A 24175-nucleotide genomic window follows, 5' to 3' on the forward strand; every position below is an offset into this window, starting at 1 on the left:
GCCGCCCGCTGCCTGCCCCTAACCCTCCGCGATCATGCCCTGCACACCAAGAAGCCCCTGCTCTCGAACAGGGACTCCCTTTGCCACGACGCACTAAGCACGGCATGCCCACAAAGCCGTGCCCCAGGCTTTCTGCTACATCGGGCGGGCCGAGTACGCCGTCGCCTCCCGTCTGCGGGATCTCTACAAGTCCGACAGCCTCGCCCCAGCTGACCCAACAGGGGGACGACCCCGTCGAGCTAGTGCCGCGTCAGCCAAGGTTCCGCCCCGTCGCGGCGCCCGGCATGCACTCTCGCCGCACCGGCTGAAAACAAAGCTTCCCGCAGGACCCCATGGAACATGGTGCCTCTCTTCGTACCGGAGGGTCTGCGCCCGGGTGACGTCATTACGTTCCGCTGCGGTGGCACCGACTGCTGTCCGTGAGCAGGGCAGCACGGACCCGGAGCGCCTACTGCTTTCGCGGACGATCCGCCCAGAGCCGATCCCGAAGGGCCACAACCCGCCGCGCATCGTGGGAGTGTGAGAACAGCTCAGTTGTGAGGCGAGACAGGGGAGTGGGACGTGAGCACGGGGAGCGGCGAGATACGCCGACCGGGCAGGGGGAACCGGATCGTGCTGACTCGGGCACACCGGATCCTCATTGGCATGGTCGTCACCGGCGCAGTCATCATCGCCGGGATCGGGTTCGCGGGCTCGTACGCGGCCGTCCGCGAACTCGCCCTCCAGAAGGGCTTCGGGAACTTCTCCTACGTGTTCCCCATCGGCATCGACGCCGGCATCTGCGTCCTGCTCGCTCTGGACCTGCTCCTCACCTGGATCCGCATCCCGTTCCCCCTCCTGCGCCAGACGGCCTGGCTGCTCACGGTGGCCACTATTGCGTTCAACGGCGCCGCGTCATGGCCGGACCCGCTGGGCGTCGGCATGCACGCCGTGATCCCTGTGCTGTTCGTCGTCTCGATCGAAGCCGCCCGGCACGCGATCGGCCGCATCGCCGACATCACGGCCGACAAGCACATGGAGGGCGTCCGGCTCACCCGCTGGCTGCTCTCCCCCGTGCCTACGTTCCTGCTGTGGCGCCGGATGAAGCTTTGGGAGCTGCGCTCCTACGAACAGGTCATCAAGCTCGAACAGGAGCGCCTGGTCTACCAGGCCAGCCTCCGCTCCCGCTTCGGCCGCGCATGGCGGCGCAAGGCCCCCGTCGAAGCCCTGATGCCGCTGCGGCTGGCCCGGTACGGCGTCCCGCTCGCGGAGACCGCGCCTGCCGGTCTCGCCGCCGCCGGCATCGACGAACCGCCGATCCTCTTCACCGTCGAGCGGCTCCCTGCCCCCGCCCAGCCCGAAAGCTCCGCGCTCGAGGCCACGCCAGACCAGGAGCCGCAGACAGCGGAACTGGCGAGCCCGGAGACGCGAACCGCACAGGCTCCGGCCGCTGTGCCCGAGCGGCCAAGTGAGCTGGAAGGATCCGCCGAGGAGGAAGCCGAGCGGTTCGCTGAGGCCTATCAGGCGTTCATCGCACAGTTCCAGGTCGAGCCGACCGCCACGCAGTGGGCCCTCTGGCTCCGCGACGCGTACGGCATCACCACGGGGGCTGGCGGCCCACTCTCCGAGGAGCAGGTGCAGTCCCTCCTCCAGGTCCTCCAGGAGCGCTACGCGGCGCACGCCGGGGAGCCGGCCGCCTCCGACGAACCGCAGCCGGCGGACCAACCGACCGACCAGTGGTACGACTACTTCTACAGCGCCTGGCGCACTTACGCGCAGGAGCGCGGCGCCTACCCCGATGCCGCTGCCCTTGCGGCGTTCGTCTACGAGCGGGACACGATCACCGGAGACGGCGGTCGGGCTATCATCGGCGACGACTTGGCTGACTTCGTCACGAGCTTCCAGGAGTGCCAGTTCGGTGGCAGGGGACCGGCAGCCGAGGAGTCAGCTGCCGATCCTGGCGAGCAGGCCGAGCCCCTCGCTCAGGAGGACCCCGAGGCGGTGCCCGCGGGCGCGGGTGCGCAGGCCGCGAAGGAGAAGCGCAGCCCTCGGGTGGACGCCGCCATCGACGGCCCGCCGCCAGGACCGGAAGGCTCAACGGGGGAGCGCAGTGTCCTCACGACGGTTGACCGTTACCACCTGGCGTGGATGGAGTACCAGACCGAGCACGGTGATGAACCGACAGCCGAGCAACTGTCCGCTTACGTTGCGGAGAAGGGCATGCACGGCCGTGGTGGAAAGCCGGTCAGCCCGGCAAACCTGCGCCGCTACTTCCTGCCGTCCCGCGTCTACAACGTCTGGGCCGAGTACCGGATGCGCAGTGAGGAGCCCGCGGCGGACACCGTTGCGCAGGAGTGCGCAGCCCGCGGAATCACTGCCCAGTACAACAAGCCCGTCACCCCCGGCTACATCACCGAGAACGCCTACGACTTCGAGCGGCGCTGGCAGGCTCTCACCCGCAACCACGCCGACGCGCAGCAGTAAGCCCGCGACCGCGCACTGGTTGCGCGTCGGGCATCCCATCAGGTCAGGCCCAGCAGTCTGCGCAATCAGCAAAACCCCTGATCAGCCAGGCATTGCGCAGACAGGGCGATCATTGCGCAGCCCTGAGTGTCGAGCCTCAACGCACTGCGCAGCCCCCACCCCCGCGAACGATGAGGAGGACCCATGCGAGCACTGCGCATCGACCCGGACGCCACCGTCACAGAACTTGATCTCCCCGCGACTGATGCGCATTCGGCGATCCGGGAACACGTCGGAACACCGGACGCCGTCGATCAGGGCGCCTATCACCGGCGGGCTGTGCTGCACATCCACGGCACGGGCCAACAGGCCGGGCTCCCGCAGAACCTGGCCGCGTGGGCCCTCGCGAGCGCTTGGCGCGGCATGGCCCTGTATCCGCTGGCCGGGCCCATCGTCATCACGGGCCTCACAGCGGCCGGGGACGTGACAGCACTCGACGACGACCTGGTCCAGCATGCGACGGCCGTTGCACAGACCGTTCGGGAGACGCTGGCGCAGTGGCGTACGCGACCTCCCGCCTCCAACGAGGCCGCCATCAGTGAACTGCTCGCCTACGCAGCCCGCGACGTCGCCCACAGCGGATAGCCGCGCGCGCTGCGAACCCGACTACCCAGCGGCTACCGGAACTTGCGCACTGGCCCGCCCGGGCCGCTTAGGAGCTCGTTGATGAGCTGCTCGGTTGCCATCTCAAGTGAACAGTCCAACGCCCGGTTGACCTGCTGGACGCGGGTGATGGCGGTGTGCAGCCCCTGCCGGTTCCCGGCCGCATGCTCGATCCGGAGCCAGTCCCGGTACAACAGCTCCGCCGTGTCGTCGACGTCGAGACCGGTCGCGACGGCCTGGCGTGCCGCGCTGAGATCGTGGTGCGGACCCGCGGGGGTGCGGTAGGTGGCCACCGTGTGCGCCACGTCGATGATCCGCGTGATCATCTCCTGCCGGTACGGCTCGGCCCAGGGCAGCGGCGTGCCTCCGAACGGCCTGCCCCGGACCAGGGTGAGCGCCTTCTCCAGATCGGTCAGGCCGGCCGGGCCCAGCGGCAGAGCGCGTTCGACGAGCTGAAGGAAGCGGGTCCAGTCGCACCGCACTCCGAGGGAGAGCCGGTAGGGGTCCTCGCCGGACCTGCGGCGCGGCACGTAGGGGTTGCCGGCGGGATCGCTGCCCAGGGAACGGCGCAGGCCCTGCATCCGGGCGTTGAGGGTACTCAGTCCCCACGGACTGACGGGATCCATGTCGGAGCACACGGCGTCCGCACTCCGCCCGGGCCGGAAAAACAACAAAGCGGCAAGCTGTGCCAACCGCGGGCCGTGGCCGGTGCTGTCCACTCCCGTCACCTCGACCGGGCCCAGAACCCGGATCTCCGGCGCGTGCAGGTCATGCGCCGCGCACTCAACCGCCCCCGCCTCCTCCGCCGTGCCCTCCTCAGCGGCATGTCCGGCGTCAGTTTCCTTGGCCTGCCGAACCTCTGCGGCCGGGGCCACCGGAGTCTCGGCGCCCGGTTCGTGTTCCTCTTCGGCCTGAGGTGTCGGTGTGGCGGTGGGCAGGAGACGAAGTCCGCTCGGGCCGGTGGTGGCGGCGAGCAGGGCCGGGAAGACGTCGCCGCTCACGTCTGCAGCCGGCGTCACCGAGGGGCTCGTGGCCGCATCGGTCGCGGGCGCGGCCGGCTCCTGGGGCTCGGTCTGCGCGGGCTGGTGCATGCTGGCGGGCTCTTCCGGGACGTCCTGCCACGGGCCCTCAGCCGGGTGGGCCGGCTGCGCGGACACCCTCAACGCGGTGGTGATCTGGAGGTACGAGGCGTGCTCGAGACGCTGAACCGTGATCTCGGCGCCGACGGCGTCGAGATGCTGCGGCGTGCTGAGCGAGGCGTTGAGGATCTCCGCCTCGGGGAAGTGCGCGGCCGCCGTACTCGCCGGGGCGATCAGAGTGACGGGAACCGTCCCGGCCTTGTCGATGACGTCCGCGAACTCCCAGGCCGTGTCCGCGTCCAGAGAGGACGCGCACAGCAGCAGATACGGCTGATGCTGGGTTTCGGGCATCTGGTGCGCTTCCAGCAGCCGTTCGCTCAGATCGCGCAGCGCGTGCGCGGCCTGCCGCATGTGGGCGATCCGCGCGGTGGGCAACAGTTGCGGCAGGTCCTCGCCGAACCCCACGGTGACGACCTCGACTTCGCTCGCCCACGGGCTCATGCCGAGCTCCAGGGCGAGCGAGGTGCACACCTCGGTGATGTGGACCGGGTTGCCGTCCAGCAGCAGCGCGGGCACTTGCGCGAGGTTGAGCAGCAGGAGGTCACCCGTCTCGGTGCTGCCGATCGTGACCAGCCCCGGATACGGTGCCGCCACCTCGCGGGCGGTCTCCTCGTCCAGGAGACCGGCATCGGCGGGCAGGACCCACCATCCGCCCTGCCCAGAGACGAAGGGCGCCTGCGGTTCCTGGGCGAGGTCCTCGGGCAGCACCTCCACCGCGCGGGCACCGATCCGGGCGGCACGCAGCGGCGGCAGGCCCGTGGCGCCTTCCTCTTGGTCCAACTGGTGGGAGGACAGGGTCCGTAGGGCCACGTCCAAGCGGGCAGCTCCGCCTGGCTCGGCGGCCGCCGCCAACTGGGCCTCTGCCGTGGATGTCTCCGAAGCAATGGCGATCTTCTCTCCGGGCTTGCGGCGGCGGCGCTGCAGCGTCCTGCGCAGGGCGAGAGCACCAGTGACCGCAGCGGCCAGCAGGGCGCCAGCGCCGAGAACGATGCGCAGGTTCAGCGGTCTGCCAGCCGACGCCGACGCTGGGGGGTCTGACGCCGCTGCGGCGGGGGAGGAGGAGGCGGCGGCAGAGGAGGAGACGCTGGCGCTGGGCCCGGGCGTCCCGGAGGCCGTTGCAGAAGGAGTGGCCTGTTCCTGACCGGGCTGCTGGGCCGGGCGGCTGGTCGGTGTGCGGGGAGCCGACGCCTCGGGTGCGGGCGCTGCGGTATGGCTCGGCGCGGGTGCCTGCTCATCTCCCGCGTCATCGCCCGGCTTCTGCTCGCCGTCGGGGGTCTGGGGGGCCGGGGGAGTGGTCTCTTGGCTGCCCGCCTCATCGCCATGGTCACTGCCCCCGGGCGGCTGGTCAGGCTGGGCGCCGGGGACAGTGACCCGCTGCCCCGCATAGATCACATCCGGGTCGGAGATGGCGGGCAGGTTGTCCGGCTGCGGCTTGCCCCGGCTGGCCTTGAACAGCTCCGGCCACGCGTCGCCGTCGCCGAGCTCCTCCTCCGCGATCTTCGACAGGTAGTCGCCCGAGTGGACCGTGACGACGTGCTCGCTCTGCCCAGCAGAAGCCGTAGGGCCGTCACTCAGCTGCGTACGGACGCCTCCCGCCCCAACGGAGATCTCGGGCATCTCCAGCTGCCAGCCGGGCTGCAGAAAGCTGTTGGCTTTGAAGACCTGGCCGTCGGCCATGACGTGGCCCTCGTTCAGGGCGGCGATCTCCCGCCACCGCTCGCCGTTGCCCAACTCCCGCTCGGCGATGCCCCACAGGCTCTGGGCGGGCCGCGTCTCGCGCACCGTGTACGACGTACGGGACGCCGGTGTGCTCGCCGTGGAGGACGTCGGGGCCTGATCTGGCTGGGCGGCCTGCGGGGCCTGGGCCTGGCCGGGGACGCGGGCCGCGGTGGTGGCCGGTGTGGCCTGGGCGTCGGACGCCAGGGCCGAACTCGTGGGCAGCAGCACGAGGATGCTGCCGATCAGAAGAGCCGCGGCGCGTTGTGAGGAGCCCAGACCGCGCGGGGCGTGCCAGCTGCGGCCCCGCAGCTGGGCGATCAGCTCGCGTACGGCGCAGAACGTGAACTGTGCCCACCCGATCCAGCCCACCGCGACGAGCAGCAGCAGGAATGCCGCGCCCGTGTCCTGCCGGTCCAGCAGGTGCGTGAGGTCGTCGTGGCTGGAAGCCCAGATGACGGGCGTGACCCAGGCCAGCAGCAGCGGCAGCCCGGCGACCGCGGCGGTCAGGACGAGCAGGCTCAGTACGGCCTTGAGAACACGGGCCAGGGTGCGGCCGGCCGTTGCAGCGGGGGAGTGGTTGGTGCGCATCAGTTTCCTTCGGGAGCGGTGACGCCATGCAGGAGGGTGGCCTTGCCCCGGCCGGTCACCGACAACGATCCGATCCCGACCACCGACAGGAACTTCGTGTTGTAAGTGCTGGTGACGGTGACGTTGAGGGTCTTGCCGTCGCCGGACACGGTGACCGTGCCGGTGGCGCCGGCGGAGCGCAAGTACGCCTGGGCTGCGGCCTGGGCGTCCTGCGGATCGACGACGATCGCGTTGCCGCTGATGGCCTCGGCGGGGTCGATGGCCTGCCCGCCTGCCCGGGCGGCCTCGCCGGCGATGTAGTCGGCTCGTTCCACCGCGCGCATTTTGCTGCCGCCGTCTACCGCGACGCCGATGATGCCTATCAGCGCGATGACGCACACGGCGACGAACACGGTGACGCCTCCCCGGTCGTCATACCGTGCCCGGCTGGGGCCCATCTGCCGGAAGATCATCAGTCACCTCGCTGCCTGTACTGATCCACTACCGAGGTGGCTGTGGAGGTGAGTGTCCGGGCCCCTGGCACGCCTGGCAGCAACAGGTCCGACAGATTGACCGTGCAGGTCACGGTCACGGTGACTGTCCCGACCTGGCCCACCGGCACGCTGAGGCCGCCCGTGTTGACGCTGACGCTGGTTGACGCACACGTGATGCCCTGGTCGTTCAGGGACTCGGCGGCCGCCGACTGCGCGGCACCCTGCGCAGCGGCCGCCGTGCGGTGAATGGACGCCTCCCTGGCCGCGTCCTCGGCCGCAGAGTCGATCTTCGCGCCAGAGGTGACGAGGCGTCCGCCGGCGATCGCCAGACACAGGAACATGATCAGTGACGGGAGGATGATGGCGGCCTCGATCGCGGCGCTGCCCTCATCGCTGCGGAGTCTGCGAGCCCATCGGGCCGTGTATCGCACGTGGTTCACCCTCCCGGGACCGTCCAGCGCTCCACCGGGCCGGACGCCGACTGGGTGACCTGCAGGCCAGAAACGCCCGGGATCATCGACATGGCCGTCCCCGAGACCTGTACCCGTACACGCTGCCCGTTTGTGCTGGCGGAGACGCTGTAGCCGTGCAGGCTGTCGCCCGCGGTGCGCGCCAGCACGTCCCGTGCCTGGGCTGCACCATCGGCCGGGCCCGACTGGTAGGCGCGGGCCGCGGTGGCGCCTTCGCGGGCAGCGGTCAGGGCGATCTGCCGTGCGTAGTACCACATGGAGGCCTGGATGACGGCCGCCGTGGCGAGCAGTACGAACGGGAAGATGATCGCCATCTGGATGCTGGTGTCACCGCGGTCGTCGCGCCATTGTCGTCTCTGCCACCGGTCCGTCAGCCGCTCTGGAGGGGACATCACAGCCCGCTGAGCCTGCCGTTGTACTTGGCGATCACGATGGCGATGGTCCCGGCGATCAGTACGGCGCCGGTGACGGCGGCGACCCAGATGATGATGGTCGTGGTGCTGATGTCTCCGCGATCCGGTCGGCGCCTGGCCTCCTCCAGGCTCTCCTGTAGACGCGTGGTCAGCCAGTGCACCGCACGGTAGGTACGGGCTGCGGTGTTCTTCATGATCTGTACTCCTTGCTCCTTCAGCGGTTCAGCGAGTCGAGGTGGTCTTAGACGGTGAGCATGCGGATGACCGCGGGGAATGCCATCAGGAGCATGACCAGGACGGCGAGCAGCGCTCCCGGCGCGGTCATCTTCTCGCTGGCAGTGTTGGCCTCCGCGGCCTGGTCGGCCAGCAGTTCGGCGTTGAGGGCGGCGGTCCGGGCGCGCAGTGCCTTGTAGACGGCGGCGCCGTCGGTGGCCGAACCCCGCATGATGTCGGCGACGTCGTCCAGGACGGGCAGCTCGTACTCGTGGGCAAGTTCCGTCAGTGCCTGATAGGGCGGGATTTTTTCCAGCCGTGCGCGGCGCAGCGCGCCCTGCAGATACAGGAAGGGCCAGCCGGTGCCGACCTCGGCGGCCTTCTCCAGCGCCTCGGAGGGGCCGGCGTCGGCGGCCCGCTTGAGTGCGACCAGGTCGAGGTAGGCCGACAGGGCGTGTGCGAACTCCTCCCGCGCCCGCTTGGCCTGGTCGCGTACCGCGAGATCGGGCGTGATGAACAGCAGCCCCGCGATGAGGAGTCCGACCCCGGCGGGCACGTAGAACGGCAGGGAGATGCCGGCGATGATCCATGGAATTGTCGCGATGATCGGGCAGAGCAGGCCGAGAGCGGCGAGCGCCGTCTTCTTGAGCATGAACTGGCCTGGGCCCTGGCCGAGGAGTGCCAAGTTGGCGGTGGGGATCCGAACGCCGGGCAGGCGCTCGAGGCGGGCCATCAGCCACCGGCCCCACACCTCCTCGCGGTCCAGGTCCGGCTCGGGCATGGTCAAGGTGGCAGGGGCGCTACGGGCGAGGGCTGGCCCCAACGCGGGCTGGGGGCGCAGCAGTTCCCGCACCAGCAGGGCGAGGCCGGCGCCGACCGTGCCGCCGGTCAGGACGACGGGAAGCAGGTTCACGAGGTGACTCCTTCCGGCTCACGACCGGCGACCGGCACGTCCGTAGCCGCCGCAGGCGCGGGCAGCCGGACCGTGCTGGACGGGTCGGTGATCATGAAGCGGGGGATGCGGCGGAAGGAACCCAGCTGCCGCATCAGGGCGAGCACCCCGATGAACCCGGCCGTCAGGAAGGCGAGCACCAGCTGTCCCAGGAGCGTGGAGTAGGGCTTGGTGTAGGAGGGCACGAAGAACCCGGCCACCACGACGCCCACGGTCATGATGGTCATCCACCGCACCGTGGTCCGCGGCTTCGCCCGGTCCGCTTCGATGGCGCGTTTCTTCGCGACCTCGTCGCGGACCGTGCCTGCCAGGTCCTCCAGCGCCTGAGCCAGGCCCGGGCCGCGGTCGTTGACCGACAGGATGAGCGCGGCGACCACCTTGTCCGCGGTGACATCGTCCAGTTCCTCGGCGAACGTGCGGAGCGCGAGCTCCGGGCGCCACCCCAGGCGCAGCCGGTCGGACAGGTTGATGATCTGCGGGGCAAGTTCGTCCGGGGCGCCCTGACGGCTGGTCATCATCGCTTGCTCCAGCCCCATGCCCAGCCGGAGCAGGCCGGCCAGCCGCTGGGTCCACTCGCTCAAGGCCTCCAGCTGACCGATGCGCTCCTGCGCCATCTGCCCTGGCGTGATCAGCCAGGGCACGCCGATGACGGCCGCGCCGAGCAGCGCGCCGCCCACGAAGTTCCCCGAGACCAGCCACACGCCCGCGAAGACCACGACCGCCGCGACGGCAAGGGTCCGCCGGCGCAGCCGGACGTCCTCACTCTGGTCCTTCCCGGCGCCCAGAGACCGCCACCGCTGCCGCAACGGAGCCCGGCGCGGCGCCGTCGTGCCCACGATCCCCGCCACGACACCGATCAGCCCGCCGATGACGGCCATGCCGCTGAGTAGCCCCCACAACAGGGTCACCGGCTCACCCCCACCTTCAGCGGCAGCGGCGCCTGCCAGTCCCCGTAGATCTGCTGCAGCAGCGCCGAGTCGAAACCGACACGGCGAAGGTCGTCGATGCAGCCCGGGTCCATATGGGGCACTGCCCGCAGCTCGCCGAACTCGGTTCCGGGGGAGAAGACGGTGTTGGTGGCGGGACGGCCGTTCTCGCTGATCCCGGTGAGCTCCAGGACGTGGGAGACGTAGCGGTGACGGCGGCCGCCGATCTGCGTCTCGTCCGTCATGTCGACGTACACGATGAAGTCCAGGCCGTTCGCGGTCTGCCGGTAGGCGAGCTGCTCGGACAGGTTGTCCTGGGCGAGCGCATACAGTTCGGCGATCCGGTCGAAGATGATGTCCGGGCGGCGGGCGTGGATGGTGCACAGGTTTCCGCCGGACCCGTTCGTCAGCGCCTGCATCATGGCGACGACTTCGGGTCCGCGGACCTCGCCGACCACGATCCGCTCCAGCGACATCCGCAGCGCCGGGTGCATCAGGTCCAGGAGCGTGACCTCGCCGGCACTGCGGCCGGTGACGTCTTTCTCCCCGTTGGACTCGCGCCCGACCAGGGAGACGACCTGGCGGTGGTAGCCGTTGGCGTGGGCGAACAGTTCGTCCTCGGTCTGGATGGTGGCAAACCGTGTCTCGGGGTCGAACTCCTTGAGCATCGCCCGCAGCAGCGTTGTTTTCCCCGCCTTCTGTTTCCCCGCGATCATGATGTTCTTCTCGGCGCGGACGCACGCGCCGAGGAACTGCCGCAGGATCGGGTCGATCGTGCCCAGCCGTACGAGGTCGTCCAGGTCGGCGTGGGAGACCCGGTGGCGGCGGATGACCGCATAGGTCATCGGCCCAAGGCCAGTGATGGCCTGCAGGCGGGAGCCGTCCTGCAGGGACAGGGCGAGGGTGGGGTTCGCCGTGGAGATGGTGCGCTCGTTGTGTCCGGACCCCCGGGCCAACTCCCTCAGCAGCTCCAGCAGTTCGTCTTCCGAGTCCGCGATCGGCCCCACCATGCGGCGTTCACCGTCGCCGTAGTCGAGCCACACCTCGCTCGGGCCCTGGATGATGATGTCTTCGACCCGCTCGTCGTCCAGGTACGGCTGGAGCCGACCGGCACGGAAGAGCAGGTCATAGACGGCACGCCGCAGTGCTTCGTCTTCCTGCGGCGCCATCGCCTGGGCGTCCGACCACAGCGCGACCGCCTCGTTGATCCAGTCCAGGCAGCGCTGCTCTTCGCTGGCCCGGTCCATATCAGGCGTCGTCTTCAGCAACTCCTCGCGCCGCTTGGCCACCTGGGCTGCGATGTTCCGGGCGACCTTGTAGTCGACGGTGACCTGAGGTGTCGCGGCACCGAGCACGTGAGTACTCGACGCAGCACCGGCTGGGACGGGGGCGCCGTTTACCTGGTGCTGCCACGCCTGCTGGGGGCGGCCGGGCGGCGGAGCCACCGTGGGATCGGTGTGCAGGGGCTTACCGCGCACGGGTCACCTCGCCACCTGCGGCGCGCACGCTGCCCGGATCGAGGCGGGCCCGGCGCATCGCAGCCCGCTGAACCACCAGGGCGCTGCTCGTCCGGGCGGCCTTCATCAGCGGCGACTTGGTGAAGCGACGCGGCTGTTCCACGCCGTCGGACAGCACCCTGGCGTCTTTCGGCGCGTACGGAAGGGTCGCGACCACCGGTACCTGCAGCACGCGCTGCACCTCGCCCGCTGGATAGGGACCCTCGTTGATCATCAGCACGCTGACGTCACCGACTCGCTCCTCCAGCGCGCGCACCCGGCCCTCGGCCGCCTGCAGGCAGCGCAGCGTGTTGCGCACCACCACGAACACAGCGTCGGCCTGTTCGGCCAGGACACCGGAGGGACCGAAGGCCCCCCGTCGGCCGAGGTCGATCAGGACGTCATGACTGTGTTCGGCCTCGATGCCGCGGAACATCTGCGCCAGGGCCTTCCACACCGAGCCCAGGCTCGCTGCTTGCGCGGGGTCGGTGATGCCGGGCAGCAGCAACCGGTCGCGCGGCGATTCCCTCTTGCCCTCCTCGCTGCTCAGGTCGATCAGCTGACGCCAGAAGGCGTCGCCGAGGTCGCCCTGCCGGGCGGCGACCGAGAGGTTCCGCAGCCCGTACCGGTCGCCGAGTGTGCCCTGCAACAGCCCGTGCAGTACAGCGCTGCCGTCCGGGTCGCACTCGGCCAGGATCATCCGCCGACCCGGCTCCAGCGGCCAGGACAGCAGCAAGGCGAGCGCGCTCGTGGTCACACCGGGCGCGCCACTGCAGCCTGCCAGCGCGATGACAGCCATCAGTTACCGTCCGGAGCGGTGAGGACCAGGCGCAATGTGCCAGCCGCCACCCAAGCGGCTGCGGTGGGGCCGTCCGTGGCGGATGTGGCAACGTCGACGACCACGATTCCGGTGCCGGGGGCGGCGCTGGAGGCCTTCACAACCCGTCCGTCGATGGTCTGCGGAGCGGCGTCGGACGTCTTGCCGGTGTCCGTCGCGCCCTGGGCCGGGACGTGCACCAGCTCCACCTTCTGGCCCGGCACCAGGGCGGTGGCCGGAATCTGCTTGGGCTCGAGACCGATCGGCACCAACTGCTCGCCGGCCTTCACCAGCGAATCCTTCGTCACCTGCGAGGGGGCGAGGAGGGACCCCGGTTTGAGCTCCACGGCGGCCCGCTTGCCCACCACTGAGCCAAGGTCGTCGGAACGCACCGCCTTGACGGCCGGGTCCAGGGCGATCGAGGCCTTGCCCAAGTCGTCCTCGGTGAGGACCTGGCCGACCTGGACGTCGCGGACCACGGCCACCACGTCAGTGCGGTTGCCAACCTGCAGCAGCAGGACGGCAACACCGGTGCCTCCGGCGGCGATCAGCGCCAGCGACAGCGCGATGACACCCGGGCGGCGCCTACGAGCCGACACCCGGGGCGGAGCCACCGGTCCGGCCACGCGCCCCTGCTGGGGGACTCCGTTCGGGCTGGTTGCGTCTACACGTTCTTGGGTCTTGCTCACCGTTCTGTCCTTCCGGCGGCGTTACCTGACGACCTGTACTTCGCCGATCGCCACCTGCACGTTGGTCTGGCGCACCTCGGTGAGCTGGCCGGCCGCTCCGCCGCCCTGCCAGTCGATCGTCCACGTCGAGGTCGCGGTCACCTGGTACTTGCCGTTCTGGGAACCAGCTGACGTCTTGGAGTACACGTGTCCGCAGGTCGGTGACTGGGACATGCCTTCGGACGCCTGGTACGGCGTGCCGGGACCGTTGCACGTCACGGAGTCGCCGCCGCCCATCTGCCACACGACCTTCGACACCTTCGCAGTCGCCGTGACAGTCACCCCGTCTGCCGATGCCGAAGCGGTGTTGGGCCCGTAGGTCGTGGCGCTCTGGTTGACCCACATCCACATCGGGACACCCACGGTGTACTTCCCGGCCGCCTTCGGGCTGGCGATGTCCGGGCCGAGCAGCGTCATGGAGTCGACCGCCCGTTGCGCGAGTTCCTGCGGATCAACTTGGGGCGCGGGCTGGCCCTGCGGAACGACTATGAAGCCGTCCGGGTTGTTCTGACCGCCGTCCGAACAGGCGCGGAAGTACAGGTCGTTCTTCTCGGGGTCGGCACCCTTCCAGGCCGGATGGTTGGCCGGCGGCTTCGGGACGACCTTGGTCAGCTTGCACTCCAGCTTGCTGTCACTGCCGCCCTGCGAGCCGCCCGCCTGCCCGCCGCTCCCGTCGGTCTCGTCGTCCACGCCGACACCGACGCAGAACTTGACGACATGGCATTTGCCCGCACCGACATCGGGATCGTCGTCGGCGTGCGCGGTGCCTGCCGTGGCCAGGACGACGGAGCCGGTGAGTACGGCGAGGCGTCGGGTCAGCAGGCTTGATCTTGAGCGGTCAACTCCGTGACCATCCACTTCGTCCCCCACTTCTCAAGCGTTGCTGTGCTGACGTATTTGGTGAGCCGCTCCGATGGCAGCGGGACCTTCTTCTTCGAGGCCTTCTCGATCAGGGTCCAGTTCGTTGTGTCGACGCAGTCCCTGAGGGTGGCCTTGGGGATCTGACCGTCGGAGACCTTGGGCTCCTTCGGGTGGATCGCCGGCTTCCCGGTCGTCACCTGGCCGGCCTTCCGCATGGCCTCCAGGTCGCTCTCGACGTCCGAGAGGGCCCGCAGAGTGGTGTACTTCTTCAAGTCGGTCCCCGTTGATGACGCCTTGGCGTAGGCCTCGATCTGGGCATCCCAGGAGTGGTTGTACGCGGCGAGGACCGCAGCTTCCTCGGCATCGGCTGTGGAACTGGGGGACGGCGAAGAGTCAGCCGTTTGGGTAGGGCTGGATTTGGGCGGTGAGGCGTCCGCGTCGCTGTCGCTGCAGCCGGCCAGCGCCAGCAGACTGCCTGCGAGGAGCAGGGCGGTTGCGTGCTTCCGGGTGCGACCAGCGGTGCTCCCGATGCGTGAAGGGCGTGGTTGTGTTGCGGTCACGTTGTCTCCCCGTACGACGCGGTGCGGTGCGGCCGCTGCCCCGGCCGTCCGACATTCGCCGGCACAGAACCGCGGCCTGGTCGAGCAGCGGTAATGCGTTTGCGTGACCGCAAGGCTACGCATATGCCAGTCAAGTTCCCAACTCGATATTTGAGACCACTCGCATAACTCGGGACGTATCCGGTCACTTTCGTAACCGAATGTCGATTTGTAGTTCTGTGTCTTCGCTATTCCCGCCCGCATACGATCCGTGTTGTCCGCCGGGTCGTACGGATCGCGTGATTCCCCTGTGTGCGAGAACGAGATTTCGGCCGTCGGGTCCTTCCGGCCGAGGGGCGGCCTGACCTGATGTCGCCCCTGGAGTCACGGAGAGGGAGTCCTCGCTCGGTCGGGCGAGGAGTCGGCCACACGGTGATCGCGTCTCCGTCGAGCGTGACGCGCCGGCCCGGGAACCGATGGCATGCCAGGTCGTCCAGGTCGAAGTCGCCGGCGCAGACGGCCCCGCGGAGGATATCGGCCCGGCGAGGTGCGTCCGGCTTGGGGGCGATCAGCAGGCCTGTGGCAAGGATTCCGCCCATGGCGGCGGACAGGCCTGCAGCCCAGTGGAGTGAGCCCAGCGCCACGAGGACACCAAGCGCGCCGAACGCGGTGAGGAAACAGGCCGGCGGCTTCGCGAGCGAGCGCCCAGGAGGTTCGCTGAGTAGTCACGCCACGCACCATGGACAGCGTGCGGCGTTAGTGTCGCCGCCGGGGAGATCCGCGCGTTCACGGGGGGCGTGGGAACCTTCCGCTTCGCGCGCTTGGTCTGGTCTCCGCCAATCAAATGCGTGTTGTCGATCTTGGCGGCGCAGTCCTGGCCCTTGACCTCGTCGTACGGGCGGCGGCAGCCTTGCAATAGACCTCGAGCGCGTCGACGCGCAGGCCTTCGGCGGCCTTGAAGCTGCCCCGATAGGCGGCCACGCTCGCGATCTTCGGGGTGACCTCGACCTCGGCCGCCACGATCCAGACGTGGGAGAGGTCCGGCGCCTCCTCGGCGGTCGGCTGCTCCGGCGGCGGAGCGGTCTTCTGCTCAAGTTCGGGCGTCTCGACCGGAGTCGCGGACGTCGTCTCGGGCTCGAGCCAGGAGAACAGGCTCTCCTGCATCTGAGAGCGGCTGGTCTCGGGCAAAAGGGGGGCTGTCGCGGTAGTCACCGTTCCTCCGGAGCGCTGCGGGGTTGACGTAAAGCGCAACCCCCTTCGCTGCCCGAACGTCAACGGCCGCGATCTGTTACACCCAGGTCATAGGGAAGGCTCCGCCTATACGCCACGGGGCGCATGGGCGGAGCCAGTACCGCAGTGCGGGCGAGGTGGCGGGTTACCAGCCGTGTTCAGCGAAGGGGCCGGTCTCGCGCAGGTAGCCGAGCAGGCCGGCCTCCGGGTACTCGATGATGTCCTCGGGAAGTTCGTGGGTGCTGAACCACGCGAGAGCCTGGCATTTCTCGGGTTCCCGGTTCACCGGTTCTCCCTGCCATTCGGTGGCCTCGAAGAAGAACCCGACCCGTTCCACGGCTTCGTCCTGGCGGTGGTGCACGACCTGGACCAGCCGCAGGTGGGCAGGGTCGACCGTGACGCCCGTCTCCTCGGCCAGTTCGCGGGCGGCACCGTCGGTGAGCGGTTCCCCTTGGTCGAGCTTGCCGGAGGGCATGTGCCATCGCCCGTATCCATAGGGGCCGCCGCGCTGCGAGAAAAGGATCTTGTCGCCGTCGCGGAGGATGACATGCGTGTCGATGACGGGCTGTGCCGGTTGTCCGCTCATGATTCCTGTGGGGTCGACTGGTCGGATGGGACGACTGACGCTATCGGCAGGCGAGGGATGGCGTCGGCGATTGTGCTCACTACCTCCGATGGGGTGGCCTCACTGGTGTCGAGGCACAGCACTTCAACGCCTCTGCTCATTAGGTGGGCAGCCGCCTGCGCGTAGAGCTCGACTTCGCGGCTGGGGGCTGTGGGGTCAAGGTGGAAGCGGTGGGTGATGCCGCGAGCTGCGAGACGTTCGGCGATCAGGCCGGGCTGGGCGGTGAGGATCACGGCCAGATCCGGCATGAGCACATCGCGGTTGATGTCGAGCAGGAACTGCAGCGGTACCCCGTCGAGGTGCTGGAGTACCAGCGTTGAGGGCATGTAGCGGTCGCTGATGAGGAGATCGCCGGCGCGCAGGGCGGGCTGTATCACCTGCTCGATGTGTTCATAGCGCGTTGCTGCCACGAGGCATGCGAGCGCACGCCCGTGGATGCGATCAGCGTGCTGGCGGGTGAACTGGCCAAGGTCGCTGCGGGTCGGTTCGACGGTCAGTCGTGACGGGATGCCCCGAGCGGCGAGCTCGCGGTGGAGTGCCTTGACCGTGGTGGACTTGCCTATGCCGCTGGGTCCGTCGATCGAGACGAAGCAGCCGCCGCGCTCTCGGGTCATGCAGCTTCCTCCCGGCCCTGGTTCCGCACGTGTTGTTCACGGGTGAGCGTGGCCAGGGTGCTCCGCACTCGTTCCAGGGGCACGTCGCCGAATTGGATGCCGACGGAGAAGTTGAACTCGTCGCGCTGGCGCATGGACTCGTGGGCGCCGTCCTGGGTGAGATCGACATCGCCGTAGGCGAGCAGTGCGTCCGGGCTGTATCCGGCCTCGATGAGCGTCTGCCACACGGGCGTGCCAGGGTAGGGCCGAAACTCGAAGACGCTGGCCCGCACATCGCCGGGGTGGCGGTCTGCGATGTCCCACAGGTTTTGGATGTGGCGCACGGTCGCGTCCAGGTCCTCCTGCGTCTCGCCGGGAAAGCCGAGGATGAAGTAGCCCTTCACGCCGATGCCGTGGGCGACGAGGCGGCGGGCGACGCGCTCGGTCATCGCGGCGTCGATTCGCTTGTCCATCGCGTGCAGGATGCGGTCGCTGCCGGACTCGATACCGAGGGCGACCTCGCGCAGTCCGTTGGCGACGAGCCGGTCGAGTTCGCTGTCGTCGAGCCGGTTGAGGACGTTGATACGGCCGGTGGCGTCCCACACATACCGTTCGCCGATCCGATGTCGGGTGAAGGCCGCCATCTGCTCCTCGATCACGCGCCCCACGCCCAGGAACAGATCGTCGACGAACCTGAATGCGGTGACCCCGTACTCGGCGTGCAGCTCGTCGAGCTCCCCGATGATGTTCTCCGGCTCGCGTACTCGGATGGTGACGTCCGGGTTAGCGCTCACCGCGGCCCCGCAGAAGGTGCAGTTGTAGGGGCAGCCGCGGCTGCCGACGATGTTCGCCTCCATGTGGCCCTCGCGGGCGGCCGTGTGCAGCAGATCGAGACGGCGGCTCGCGGCCAGGCGCCGGTCGGTCTCGGTCGGCGCGGCCCGGTAGGGGTCCTGGGGCAGGAAGGCGCGGTTGACGTACGGCAGGGCGTTGATGTCCGGGCCCAGCATCTGCGAGCTCGTGCGCGGGGCCGGGATACCGGCGGCGCGGGTGCCGAGGAGACGATCGCGCCACAGCACGCCGGGGAGTTCCCGTCGGCGCTGCTCGTCTTCAAGGAGCGCTGCTACTCGTAGTTCTCCCTCGCCGAGGACCAGGGCCCGCAGGTTGGCCATGCGCGGGTCGGCCAGGATGCGGTCAGGCATGGCCTTGGCGTGGTGACCCCCGACCATCAGAGCGATCCCCGGATCGAGCTTGTCGGCGATCCGCGCGGACATCTCGTACGTCGGGGCAAGGAGATTCATCGCCGCCCACCGGGGCGCGGCTTCGTTGACCAGTTCCGCAGTTTCCTCGATGCCCAAACCGTGGGCTTCTGCGTCGAGTACGCCCACGTTGAAGCCGCCGACGCGCTGCGCGTAAGTGGCGATATAGGCCATTCCGAGGACCGGAAGGGTGTAGTCGTTGGTGCGCGGCCGCTGGTCATAGTCCCGCAGGGGCGCGTTCACGAACAGCGCGTCGAGTGCGCGGGTGGGATCGGCTCCGGTGATCAGAGATAACTGCCGCATAGATCCTCCAGGTCATCGGGCATGGGAGCCCCAGGTGAGGGTGGAGAGAGTCAGGGTGTGCAGGGTGGTGCGGTCGGTGGCGGCCCAGCCAGTCCACAGCGGGCCGAAGGCCCGGTCCTTCTTGTCAGGCCACGGGTAGGCGGGGGCGATCTGCGCGGCCCAGGTGCGCACGGCGAGGTCGTCGTGCGGGTAGATGTGGAAGTCGCCGGTGTAGTCGGCGGCGGCCGCGGCCGCAGTCCACGGCCCGATGCGGGGGATGCTGGTCAGCGCATCGACCAGGTCGCCGGCGTCCATGCGCCGCCAGTGGGTGCGGTACTCCTCGTAGTGGGTGGCGGCCGCCTGCAGGGCGGTGCGGTGGAACTTGGCGCCCACCACGGCGAACGCCTCGTCGGGGAGCTCCAGCACCGTGCGGTGGTCGGGTGCGACGGCCAGCGTTTGCTCGCCGACCGGGACGGTTGTGCCGTAGGTGCTGCACCAGGTGCGGTACAGACGGCGGGCCTGATCGGCGCGCACCACCTGGCGCAGGATCGCGGTGGTGATGGCGTCCCACAGCCACGGGTTGGCCATGCGGTGAGACGTGCCCAGGGTCTGGAGCCCGTCGCGCAGGGCGGCGGGCACAGTGTCCGGGAGTGTCGACGGGTGGGTGGTGACGATGGTCGGCTTGTGGTCCTCGCTGCCGGACACACAGCGCATCTCGAGTTCGTTCGGTCCCCAAGTGGCCACCCACAGGCCGGAGCCGCTGTTCACGGCCCGGACGGGCAAGCCGTCGGCTGTCTTGTCCCACGCCGGGTGGTCGATCGTCAGGACTGCGCTCATGGTGTTCTCTCTCCTCGTCGCTGGTGCGTGCGCCCTTAGCTTGCCGCGCTGGCGTCGGGGGTTCGTACGAGTGGCCTGATTGGTGCCGGGTCGATGAGGCCCATGTGGGCAAGCTGGTCGCGCATGGACCGGTACTCGTCGAGGGACGCGGGGCGCGAGTGCTGCTGTGCCGGCCCGCCGTCGGCGGCCGCCGGCCAGGTGTCTGGCGTGGGCATCAGTTCTTCGGCGGCGTGCGTGCGGGTCTTGAGCCGGGGCCCGCGGACGAAGAGGGTGGTCGTGCCCGGGAGCATGATCGCTTGGTGCACCGCGGTGTGGCGCAGGGTGTAGGCGGAGCCGGGCCGTTCGACGGCGACGACAGCGGGCAGGAGATCCTTGCCTGTGAACGGTCCTTCGCCGCTGTCGGTGCGGCGGCGAACGACGTGCACGTAGCCGCCGGTGAGGATCCGGGTGGCGAAGTTGTACCCGTGATCGTGCGGCACCTCTTGGTTGACGCGCCGCGGGTTCATGTTGAGCCGGACCTCGAACCCATGCTCCGGCGCCCGGTACAGGCACAGGCGGTCGAGCAGGAGGGTGACTCGGCTCCCGGCCCGTCGTTCAGGATCGTCCTCGATCCCGTGCACCAGGCGGCTGAGGAGGCCTCGATCGGCCACCAGCCGCTCCAGCAGCTCCGTCGCCGGGGCGAACGTGCTCTGCAGGTCGGGGCTGTTCATAGCGGGCCAGTCGTCGAGCCATGACGAGCCTGAAGCGGGGGGAGATGGCTGTCTGTCGGTGAAGCGGCTGAGACGGGCGCGCAAGTTCACCACGGCAAGCCGGTACTCCTCAGGGGTCAGCACCCGGCCGACGGGCGCGGGGAGCCCGTCGGTCACCACGAGCTGGACGGCCTCGGTTTCGCTCTGCACCAAGCAGAGAGCCCCCGGATGGATGGCGAAAGTAGACTCCACAGGGAAGTGGCGCACGTACTGCGGGTTCTCACCGGGCTGCTGCTCGGCGTGCAGTTCCAGGAGCGCCGAGCCGGCAAGGGTGAGGACGACGGCCGTGCGGGCAGCCGGCCAGGGCACGGCCTCGGGGGTAAGAGGGATGCGTACGTATACCGACGCCTCGTCCGTCGCGAGGCGGGGGACCGGCAGGTACGCGTGCCCGTTGCTGAGGAATGAGGCGCAGCCGTCGCTGTGCATCAGCGCCCCGAATACAGCGCTGGCCAACGGCGTGGCCCAGCCGACGATGTCGCTTGCTGCGATGGTCGGTACGTCGCGCGGGTCTGTCCCCTGTCGTAGGAGTTCGGGGACGAACGCCGGGAGACATAGTGCGTTCACGGTGTTCCTCACAGGGTGGTGGGCCGGTCCCGGCTCCGGCACGGCGCGACAGTCCTGCCGGGGATCGCGCGCCGTTCTGGATGCCGGAGCCGGGAGATCAGGAAGACGGCAGGTCGGCCAGGTCGGCCAGGTCGACGACCGTGTAGTCGCGGATGGTCCGCACGAGCTGGGAGGCGAGGAACCAGCCCAGCATGGGCGCGTGGGGCCCCTTCGCCCCCGCCCCGGGGGAAAGGCGGGCGGCGAAGGGGGGTTTAGCACCAGCGCGGGGAGTCGGGACAGCTCCCCGCGCTGGGCGTGCGGCCTGCCCAATGACCCAGGCCTGGACGGCAACCGGGTCACCGGGCAGGGGTCTATGCGGTGAGCGCGGTCAGCTCCTGCGTCAACTCGTCCAGACCGACGACGCGGAAGGAACTCAGGCGTCGAATCAGTTGAGAGGCGAGCAGCGTGGGCACGTTCGGATGTCCGAAAGGCAGAGCGTGGTACGGCTGCGCGACGACATGCACTTCGTTGTTCGCGTTGAGGCCGTAGAGCATGCCGTGGACTCCGTACAGAGGGGCGCTCCGTGCGAGGAGGACCATTGGATTCCTCTCGAGGTGTGGGCAGAGGGCGGCCGCGGCGCGGGCGTGCTTCGGGCATACCGGGGGCTGGTTTGTGTGGATCGTGGGCTGTGTGGGGTCCTCATCCTTCGGACCGGCGAGGAAGATGAAGCCCAGAGGGGTTCGTGCCGGCCCTGAACAGATCTGACAGCGCAGGGTCTGCATGGTCAGCATCTGCCGGTACGGGTGCATGAACTTCCACTGCGGTTTGCCGGTCGGCATCTTGTGTTCGTCCACGGGGTTGAAGCCGCACCGGGCCCACAGCACGCCCCGGAGAGGCCGGTCCCGAGGGTCTTCGTCCCCGTAATACAGCCTGGGGCCGGAGGGGTGTCGGATGATGAGGAGGTTGTCCGGCGCGGCTTCCTCACCCTCTCTCTGGGTGATGAAGGGGATCAGGCCCGGCTCGCTCGCGGTGCGCACGGAACGGTTCGTCTCTCTCGTCTGGGCAAGTGGGCTGTACGGGAGCAGCGGGCCGAGGATCACGCCGCCTCCTTGAGGCACTGGTTCTCCACCAGGCGCTCGAGCAGCTCGTTGAGCGTCCAGGCCAGCCGCCGGACGTGCCCGACGGCCTTCCGGTGGTCCCCTGGCAGCTCCTCTGCGCGGAAAGTGCGCGCCCGTTCGACGAGTTGGGCTACCTGCTCGTCTTGCTCAACCACCTTGGCGGTGACCGCGAGGTTCACAAGCCGCATCAGGTGCCCGCGGAGCCGCATCGCGTTGTCGTCGATCTCGTCCTCGCTCGGCGTGTAGTTGTCGAGCACGGTCGCGACGTCGTCGAGTAAGGAGCCGTCGACGTAGGGCTGCCACTTCTGGACCCTGCCCAGGACCCACCGCAGCCGCTCGGGGTCGAAGGGCAGGTCGGCCGCCCGTACGGGGTGATCCCAACGCGGGATCTCTATCTGGGCGGTCACGACCGTTCCTCCGCCGGCACGGCGAGCATGCACCAGGTCCCCGCACCAGCGTTGCAGGTGCCCCAGTTCCCACCGTTCTCCTTCACCACGGCCTCGACAAGGGCCAGGCCGCGCCCCGATTCGGCGTTCGCGTTGGCGTGCTTGGGTGTGGCGCCGCCCGGCATGCCGTCGACGATGGTGATGCGCAGGAAGCCGTCCCGGATGGTCATGCTGAGGCTGATCTCCGTGGTCCGGCTGTGCAGTATCGCGTTGGTGAGCAACTCGGAGACGATCAGCATCACGTCGTCCGTCATCGCCTCGAGCCCGCAGTAGCGGAGCCGTGCGGCAGCGATCCGGCGCATGTTCCCTACTCGGCATGCATCTGCGGCACGGGGCGGCGCGTCGCCGCGGCGAGGGGCGACGGCAAAGGTCAAACCCATGACGTCCCCGTCGCGGTAGGGGACCGTGCGAGGCGTCCGTACGGCTGTCGTCGTCATCACGTCCTCTGGGGGTCGTGGGTCCGCTAGCACAGCGGGCCACTGTCCTGGGTGCTCGTTTGAACACGCTCAGCGAGGGTGGTGATCAGCCTGGTCCCGAATGCAGTGTCACCGCCATGTCAGGGAGCTGCCGTCTCGGCGCCATGAGGACGGCAGACTGACACCTGACTGCCAGCCAACTGCCATCTATCAAAGATGTGTTGTGCTGAAGGACGACAGCGGTATCCCCTTCATGCAAAGGGATCCGTAGGTGGGCTGCCAACAGGCCAAGGCTTGATATCTGGGGGCGATGTGACGGAACAATCCGAGACGCTGCTCAAGCTCCTCTGCGACCGCCGCAACTTGGGCGCCCCCGACTTCGTCGAGCTGTTCGACAGGACCGCCAACGAGGTCGTTGGGAAGGGTGGCAACAACCCGACCTGCAGCGAGCGGACGGTGTTCCGATGGAAAGCGGGCCGGACCCGCCCGGAGTCACTGTCTGCAGACACCCGCCGCGTGTTAGAGGCCATGTTCGGCCGCGACGTCACGGTGCTGTTGACGCCTCCGCCGCCCACCGAGGATCCCCCGGCATCCGCGTTCAACCTGGAGCACGAGATCAACATGACCGCACGCGACGCTCAGGACGACGCCAGCGCAACAGCCGCGGCGTCCGTCTCCGACACCAGCCTCGACCAGCTCACCGACGACGTGGCGTCGCTCGCGCACGCTTACGCTTCCCTCCCTCCGATCGAGGCCTTCCGGCGCGGCCGGACGCTCCAGGAGGAATTGCAGAGCCAGCGAGATCGCACACAGATCCCCACCCAGCAGCAGCGTCTCCTCGAACTGACCGGCCAGACGATGGCCCTGCTCGCCGCAGCGGCCTTCGACCTCGGCTCCTTCGCCAACGCCCGCCGCCTTGCCCGTGCGGCTGACCTCTACGGGGAGAGTGCACGCTTCGAGCCGCTGCGGGCGTACGCGGACGGCATCCTCGCGTACATCGCCTACTTCACGGGCATGCCTGCCGAGGCCGTCAGCAAGGCGCGGCGCGCCCAGACATACGGTGGCCTGGGCGACATCGCCCGGCGCCGGCTTCTGGCGATCGAGGCGCGCGCGCACGGATACCTCGGCGACACCGACGCCGCCCACCAGGCTCTCCGGCTCTCGCTGAATGCCGTGAGCGGGGCCCGGGACGACCTTCACGACGGTGTCGGAGGCGAGTTCGGATTCACCGCTGAGCGTCTGGCCATGTCCAGCAGCTCAACCGCACTACTGATTCACGACGGGGACCAGGCCGAGCAGTCCGCGCGGCGCGCTCTGGACCTCATCGGCCAGAAGCCGCAGGCCAGCCGTTCGGCGCACGTCCTCGGAGGTGCCGCTGCCGATCTCGCCATGGCTCGGCTCCTGTCGAACGACGTCGAGGGAGCCGCCGTCGCGCTGACCCCCCTGTGGGACATCCCCGGGGACCAGCGCGTGACTGGGATCCTCGTGCGCACGGGGCAGATCCAGCAGTTCCTCGCACAGCCCGCGTACCGCGCCTCAACGCTGCCGCGCGAGCTGCGCGACCGCGTCGAGGACTTCACCCGCACCGCGAGCACTCACCAGCTCGGCATGCGCTCCATGCTGCTCGAGTTGGAAGCCTGA

Annotated in this window: 24 protein-coding genes; 3 read left to right on the forward strand and 21 right to left on the reverse strand. The window is 69.2% G+C overall.

The features are described 5' to 3' along the window. The first annotated feature begins 645 nt into the window (after window positions 1-645). Window positions 646-2463: a DUF2637 domain-containing protein gene (locus tag AB0D12_RS33735; protein ID WP_362691737.1), complete on the forward strand. Its 1818-nt coding sequence runs from the start codon at window positions 646-648 to the stop codon at window positions 2461-2463. A gap of 183 nt (window positions 2464-2646) precedes the next feature. Further along, window positions 2647-3087: a hypothetical protein gene (locus AB0D12_RS33740; protein WP_362691533.1), complete on the forward strand. Its 441-nt coding sequence runs from the start codon at window positions 2647-2649 to the stop codon at window positions 3085-3087. 32 nt (window positions 3088-3119) lie between these two features. On the opposite strand, the gene AB0D12_RS33745 is transcribed toward AB0D12_RS33740, so the two are convergent. From AB0D12_RS33745 to AB0D12_RS33845, 21 genes are all read right to left on the reverse strand, one after another. After that, window positions 3120-6551, reverse strand: a complete 3432-nt coding sequence (locus tag AB0D12_RS33745; protein WP_362691536.1) for a hypothetical protein — start codon at window positions 6549-6551, stop codon at window positions 3120-3122. Beyond that, window positions 6551-7003, reverse strand: coding sequence for a Tad domain-containing protein (locus AB0D12_RS33750; RefSeq protein ID WP_362691539.1), 453 nt, complete (start codon window positions 7001-7003; stop codon window positions 6551-6553). The genes AB0D12_RS33745 and AB0D12_RS33750 overlap by 1 nt, the downstream gene beginning before the upstream one ends. After that, window positions 7003-7455 carry a TadE/TadG family type IV pilus assembly protein gene (locus AB0D12_RS33755; RefSeq protein WP_362691542.1) on the reverse strand — a complete coding sequence of 151 codons (453 nt, stop codon included), beginning with the start codon at window positions 7453-7455 and terminating at the stop codon, window positions 7003-7005. Before AB0D12_RS33755 ends, AB0D12_RS33750 begins: the two co-directional genes overlap by 1 nt. Window positions 7456-7460: 5 nt before the next feature. Then, the gene (locus AB0D12_RS33760) at window positions 7461-7886 is read right to left on the reverse strand and encodes a TadE/TadG family type IV pilus assembly protein (RefSeq protein WP_362691545.1); all 426 of its coding nucleotides are present in this window, start codon (window positions 7884-7886) and stop codon (window positions 7461-7463) included. After that, a complete protein-coding gene (locus tag AB0D12_RS33765) occupies window positions 7886-8101 on the reverse strand; it encodes a hypothetical protein (RefSeq protein WP_362691548.1) in 216 nt (71 codons plus the stop codon). Before AB0D12_RS33765 ends, AB0D12_RS33760 begins: the two co-directional genes overlap by 1 nt. A 47-nt stretch (window positions 8102-8148) precedes the next feature. Continuing rightward, window positions 8149-9033, reverse strand: coding sequence for a type II secretion system F family protein (locus AB0D12_RS33770; protein ID WP_362691551.1), 885 nt, complete (start codon window positions 9031-9033; stop codon window positions 8149-8151). Further along, the gene (locus tag AB0D12_RS33775) at window positions 9030-9980 is read right to left on the reverse strand and encodes a type II secretion system F family protein (protein ID WP_362691554.1); all 951 of its coding nucleotides are present in this window, start codon (window positions 9978-9980) and stop codon (window positions 9030-9032) included. The genes AB0D12_RS33770 and AB0D12_RS33775 overlap by 4 nt, the downstream gene beginning before the upstream one ends. Beyond that, on the reverse strand, window positions 9977-11476 hold the full coding sequence (locus tag AB0D12_RS33780; protein ID WP_362691557.1) for a CpaF/VirB11 family protein: 1500 nt from the start codon (window positions 11474-11476) through the stop codon (window positions 9977-9979). The genes AB0D12_RS33775 and AB0D12_RS33780 overlap by 4 nt, the downstream gene beginning before the upstream one ends. Then, window positions 11466-12293, reverse strand: a complete 828-nt coding sequence (locus AB0D12_RS33785; protein ID WP_362691560.1) for a hypothetical protein — start codon at window positions 12291-12293, stop codon at window positions 11466-11468. The genes AB0D12_RS33780 and AB0D12_RS33785 overlap by 11 nt, the downstream gene beginning before the upstream one ends. Continuing rightward, window positions 12293-13000: an SAF domain-containing protein gene (locus AB0D12_RS33790; RefSeq protein WP_362691563.1), complete on the reverse strand. Its 708-nt coding sequence runs from the start codon at window positions 12998-13000 to the stop codon at window positions 12293-12295. The genes AB0D12_RS33785 and AB0D12_RS33790 overlap by 1 nt, the downstream gene beginning before the upstream one ends. A 21-nt stretch (window positions 13001-13021) precedes the next feature. Beyond that, entirely contained in the window at window positions 13022-13909 is an 888-nt protein-coding gene (locus AB0D12_RS33795) for an ATP/GTP-binding protein (protein WP_362691566.1), read from the reverse strand. After that, window positions 13855-14460 (reverse strand): hypothetical protein, encoded by a 606-nt coding sequence (locus AB0D12_RS33800; RefSeq protein WP_362691569.1) that lies wholly within the window; start codon window positions 14458-14460, stop codon window positions 13855-13857. The genes AB0D12_RS33795 and AB0D12_RS33800 overlap by 55 nt, the downstream gene beginning before the upstream one ends. An 819-nt stretch (window positions 14461-15279) precedes the next feature. Then, window positions 15280-15603: a hypothetical protein gene (locus AB0D12_RS33805; protein WP_362691572.1), complete on the reverse strand. Its 324-nt coding sequence runs from the start codon at window positions 15601-15603 to the stop codon at window positions 15280-15282. A 211-nt stretch (window positions 15604-15814) separates the two neighbouring features. After that, the gene (locus tag AB0D12_RS33810) at window positions 15815-16255 is read right to left on the reverse strand and encodes an NUDIX domain-containing protein (protein ID WP_362691575.1); all 441 of its coding nucleotides are present in this window, start codon (window positions 16253-16255) and stop codon (window positions 15815-15817) included. After that, window positions 16252-16908 (reverse strand): dTMP kinase, encoded by a 657-nt coding sequence (gene tmk / locus AB0D12_RS33815; RefSeq protein ID WP_362691578.1) that lies wholly within the window; start codon window positions 16906-16908, stop codon window positions 16252-16254. Before tmk ends, AB0D12_RS33810 begins: the two co-directional genes overlap by 4 nt. Then, complete coding sequence (locus tag AB0D12_RS33820) at window positions 16905-18446, reverse strand: radical SAM protein (RefSeq protein WP_362691581.1); 1542 nt, start codon at window positions 18444-18446, stop codon at window positions 16905-16907. The genes tmk and AB0D12_RS33820 overlap by 4 nt, the downstream gene beginning before the upstream one ends. 12 nt (window positions 18447-18458) lie before the next feature. Further along, window positions 18459-19262, reverse strand: a complete 804-nt coding sequence (locus AB0D12_RS33825; RefSeq protein ID WP_362691584.1) for a hypothetical protein — start codon at window positions 19260-19262, stop codon at window positions 18459-18461. Window positions 19263-19297: 35 nt separating this feature from the next. Continuing rightward, window positions 19298-20575 carry a hypothetical protein gene (locus tag AB0D12_RS33830; RefSeq protein WP_362691587.1) on the reverse strand — a complete coding sequence of 426 codons (1278 nt, stop codon included), beginning with the start codon at window positions 20573-20575 and terminating at the stop codon, window positions 19298-19300. A gap of 350 nt (window positions 20576-20925) precedes the next feature. After that, on the reverse strand, window positions 20926-21654 hold the full coding sequence (locus AB0D12_RS33835; RefSeq protein ID WP_362691590.1) for a hypothetical protein: 729 nt from the start codon (window positions 21652-21654) through the stop codon (window positions 20926-20928). After that, on the reverse strand, window positions 21651-22079 hold the full coding sequence (locus AB0D12_RS33840; RefSeq protein ID WP_362691593.1) for a DUF6415 family natural product biosynthesis protein: 429 nt from the start codon (window positions 22077-22079) through the stop codon (window positions 21651-21653). Before AB0D12_RS33840 ends, AB0D12_RS33835 begins: the two co-directional genes overlap by 4 nt. Beyond that, a complete protein-coding gene (locus AB0D12_RS33845; protein WP_362691596.1) occupies window positions 22076-22555 on the reverse strand; it encodes an ATP-binding protein in 480 nt (159 codons plus the stop codon). The genes AB0D12_RS33840 and AB0D12_RS33845 overlap by 4 nt, the downstream gene beginning before the upstream one ends. Window positions 22556-22846: 291 nt before the next feature. Here AB0D12_RS33845 and AB0D12_RS33850 point away from each other — a divergent pair, with 291 nt between their 5' ends. Further along, on the forward strand, window positions 22847-24175 hold the full coding sequence (locus AB0D12_RS33850) for a DNA-binding protein (RefSeq protein ID WP_362691599.1): 1329 nt from the start codon (window positions 22847-22849) through the stop codon (window positions 24173-24175).

The sequence above is a fragment of the Streptomyces sp. NPDC048479 genome, assembly GCF_040651435.1.
In the GTDB taxonomy this organism is placed as follows: domain Bacteria; phylum Actinomycetota; class Actinomycetes; order Streptomycetales; family Streptomycetaceae; genus Streptomyces.

Bases quoted from the DNA above. Each gene is read 5' to 3' on its own strand.
- AB0D12_RS33750 (WP_362691539.1), bottom strand. From the start codon at position 7,003: ATGATCTTCCGGCAGATGGGCCCCAGCCGGGCACGGTATGACGACCGG.
- AB0D12_RS33810 (WP_362691575.1), bottom strand. From the start codon at position 16,255: ATGAGCGGACAACCGGCACAGCCCGTCATCGACACGCATGTCATCCTC.
- AB0D12_RS33825 (WP_362691584.1), bottom strand. From the start codon at position 19,262: ATGAGCGCAGTCCTGACGATCGACCACCCGGCGTGGGACAAGACAGCC.
- AB0D12_RS33765 (WP_362691548.1), bottom strand. From the start codon at position 8,101: ATGAAGAACACCGCAGCCCGTACCTACCGTGCGGTGCACTGGCTGACC.
- AB0D12_RS33745 (WP_362691536.1), bottom strand. From the start codon at position 6,551: ATGCGCACCAACCACTCCCCCGCTGCAACGGCCGGCCGCACCCTGGCC.
- tmk (WP_362691578.1), bottom strand. From the start codon at position 16,908: ATGACCCGAGAGCGCGGCGGCTGCTTCGTCTCGATCGACGGACCCAGC.
- AB0D12_RS33820 (WP_362691581.1), bottom strand. From the start codon at position 18,446: ATGCGGCAGTTATCTCTGATCACCGGAGCCGATCCCACCCGCGCACTC.
- AB0D12_RS33845 (WP_362691596.1), bottom strand. From the start codon at position 22,555: ATGACGACGACAGCCGTACGGACGCCTCGCACGGTCCCCTACCGCGAC.
- AB0D12_RS33735 (WP_362691737.1), top strand. From the start codon at position 646: ATGGTCGTCACCGGCGCAGTCATCATCGCCGGGATCGGGTTCGCGGGC.
- AB0D12_RS33805 (WP_362691572.1), bottom strand. From the start codon at position 15,603: ATGCAGGAGAGCCTGTTCTCCTGGCTCGAGCCCGAGACGACGTCCGCG.
- AB0D12_RS33785 (WP_362691560.1), bottom strand. From the start codon at position 12,293: ATGGCTGTCATCGCGCTGGCAGGCTGCAGTGGCGCGCCCGGTGTGACC.
- AB0D12_RS33760 (WP_362691545.1), bottom strand. From the start codon at position 7,886: ATGTCCCCTCCAGAGCGGCTGACGGACCGGTGGCAGAGACGACAATGG.
- AB0D12_RS33740 (WP_362691533.1), top strand. From the start codon at position 2,647: ATGCGAGCACTGCGCATCGACCCGGACGCCACCGTCACAGAACTTGAT.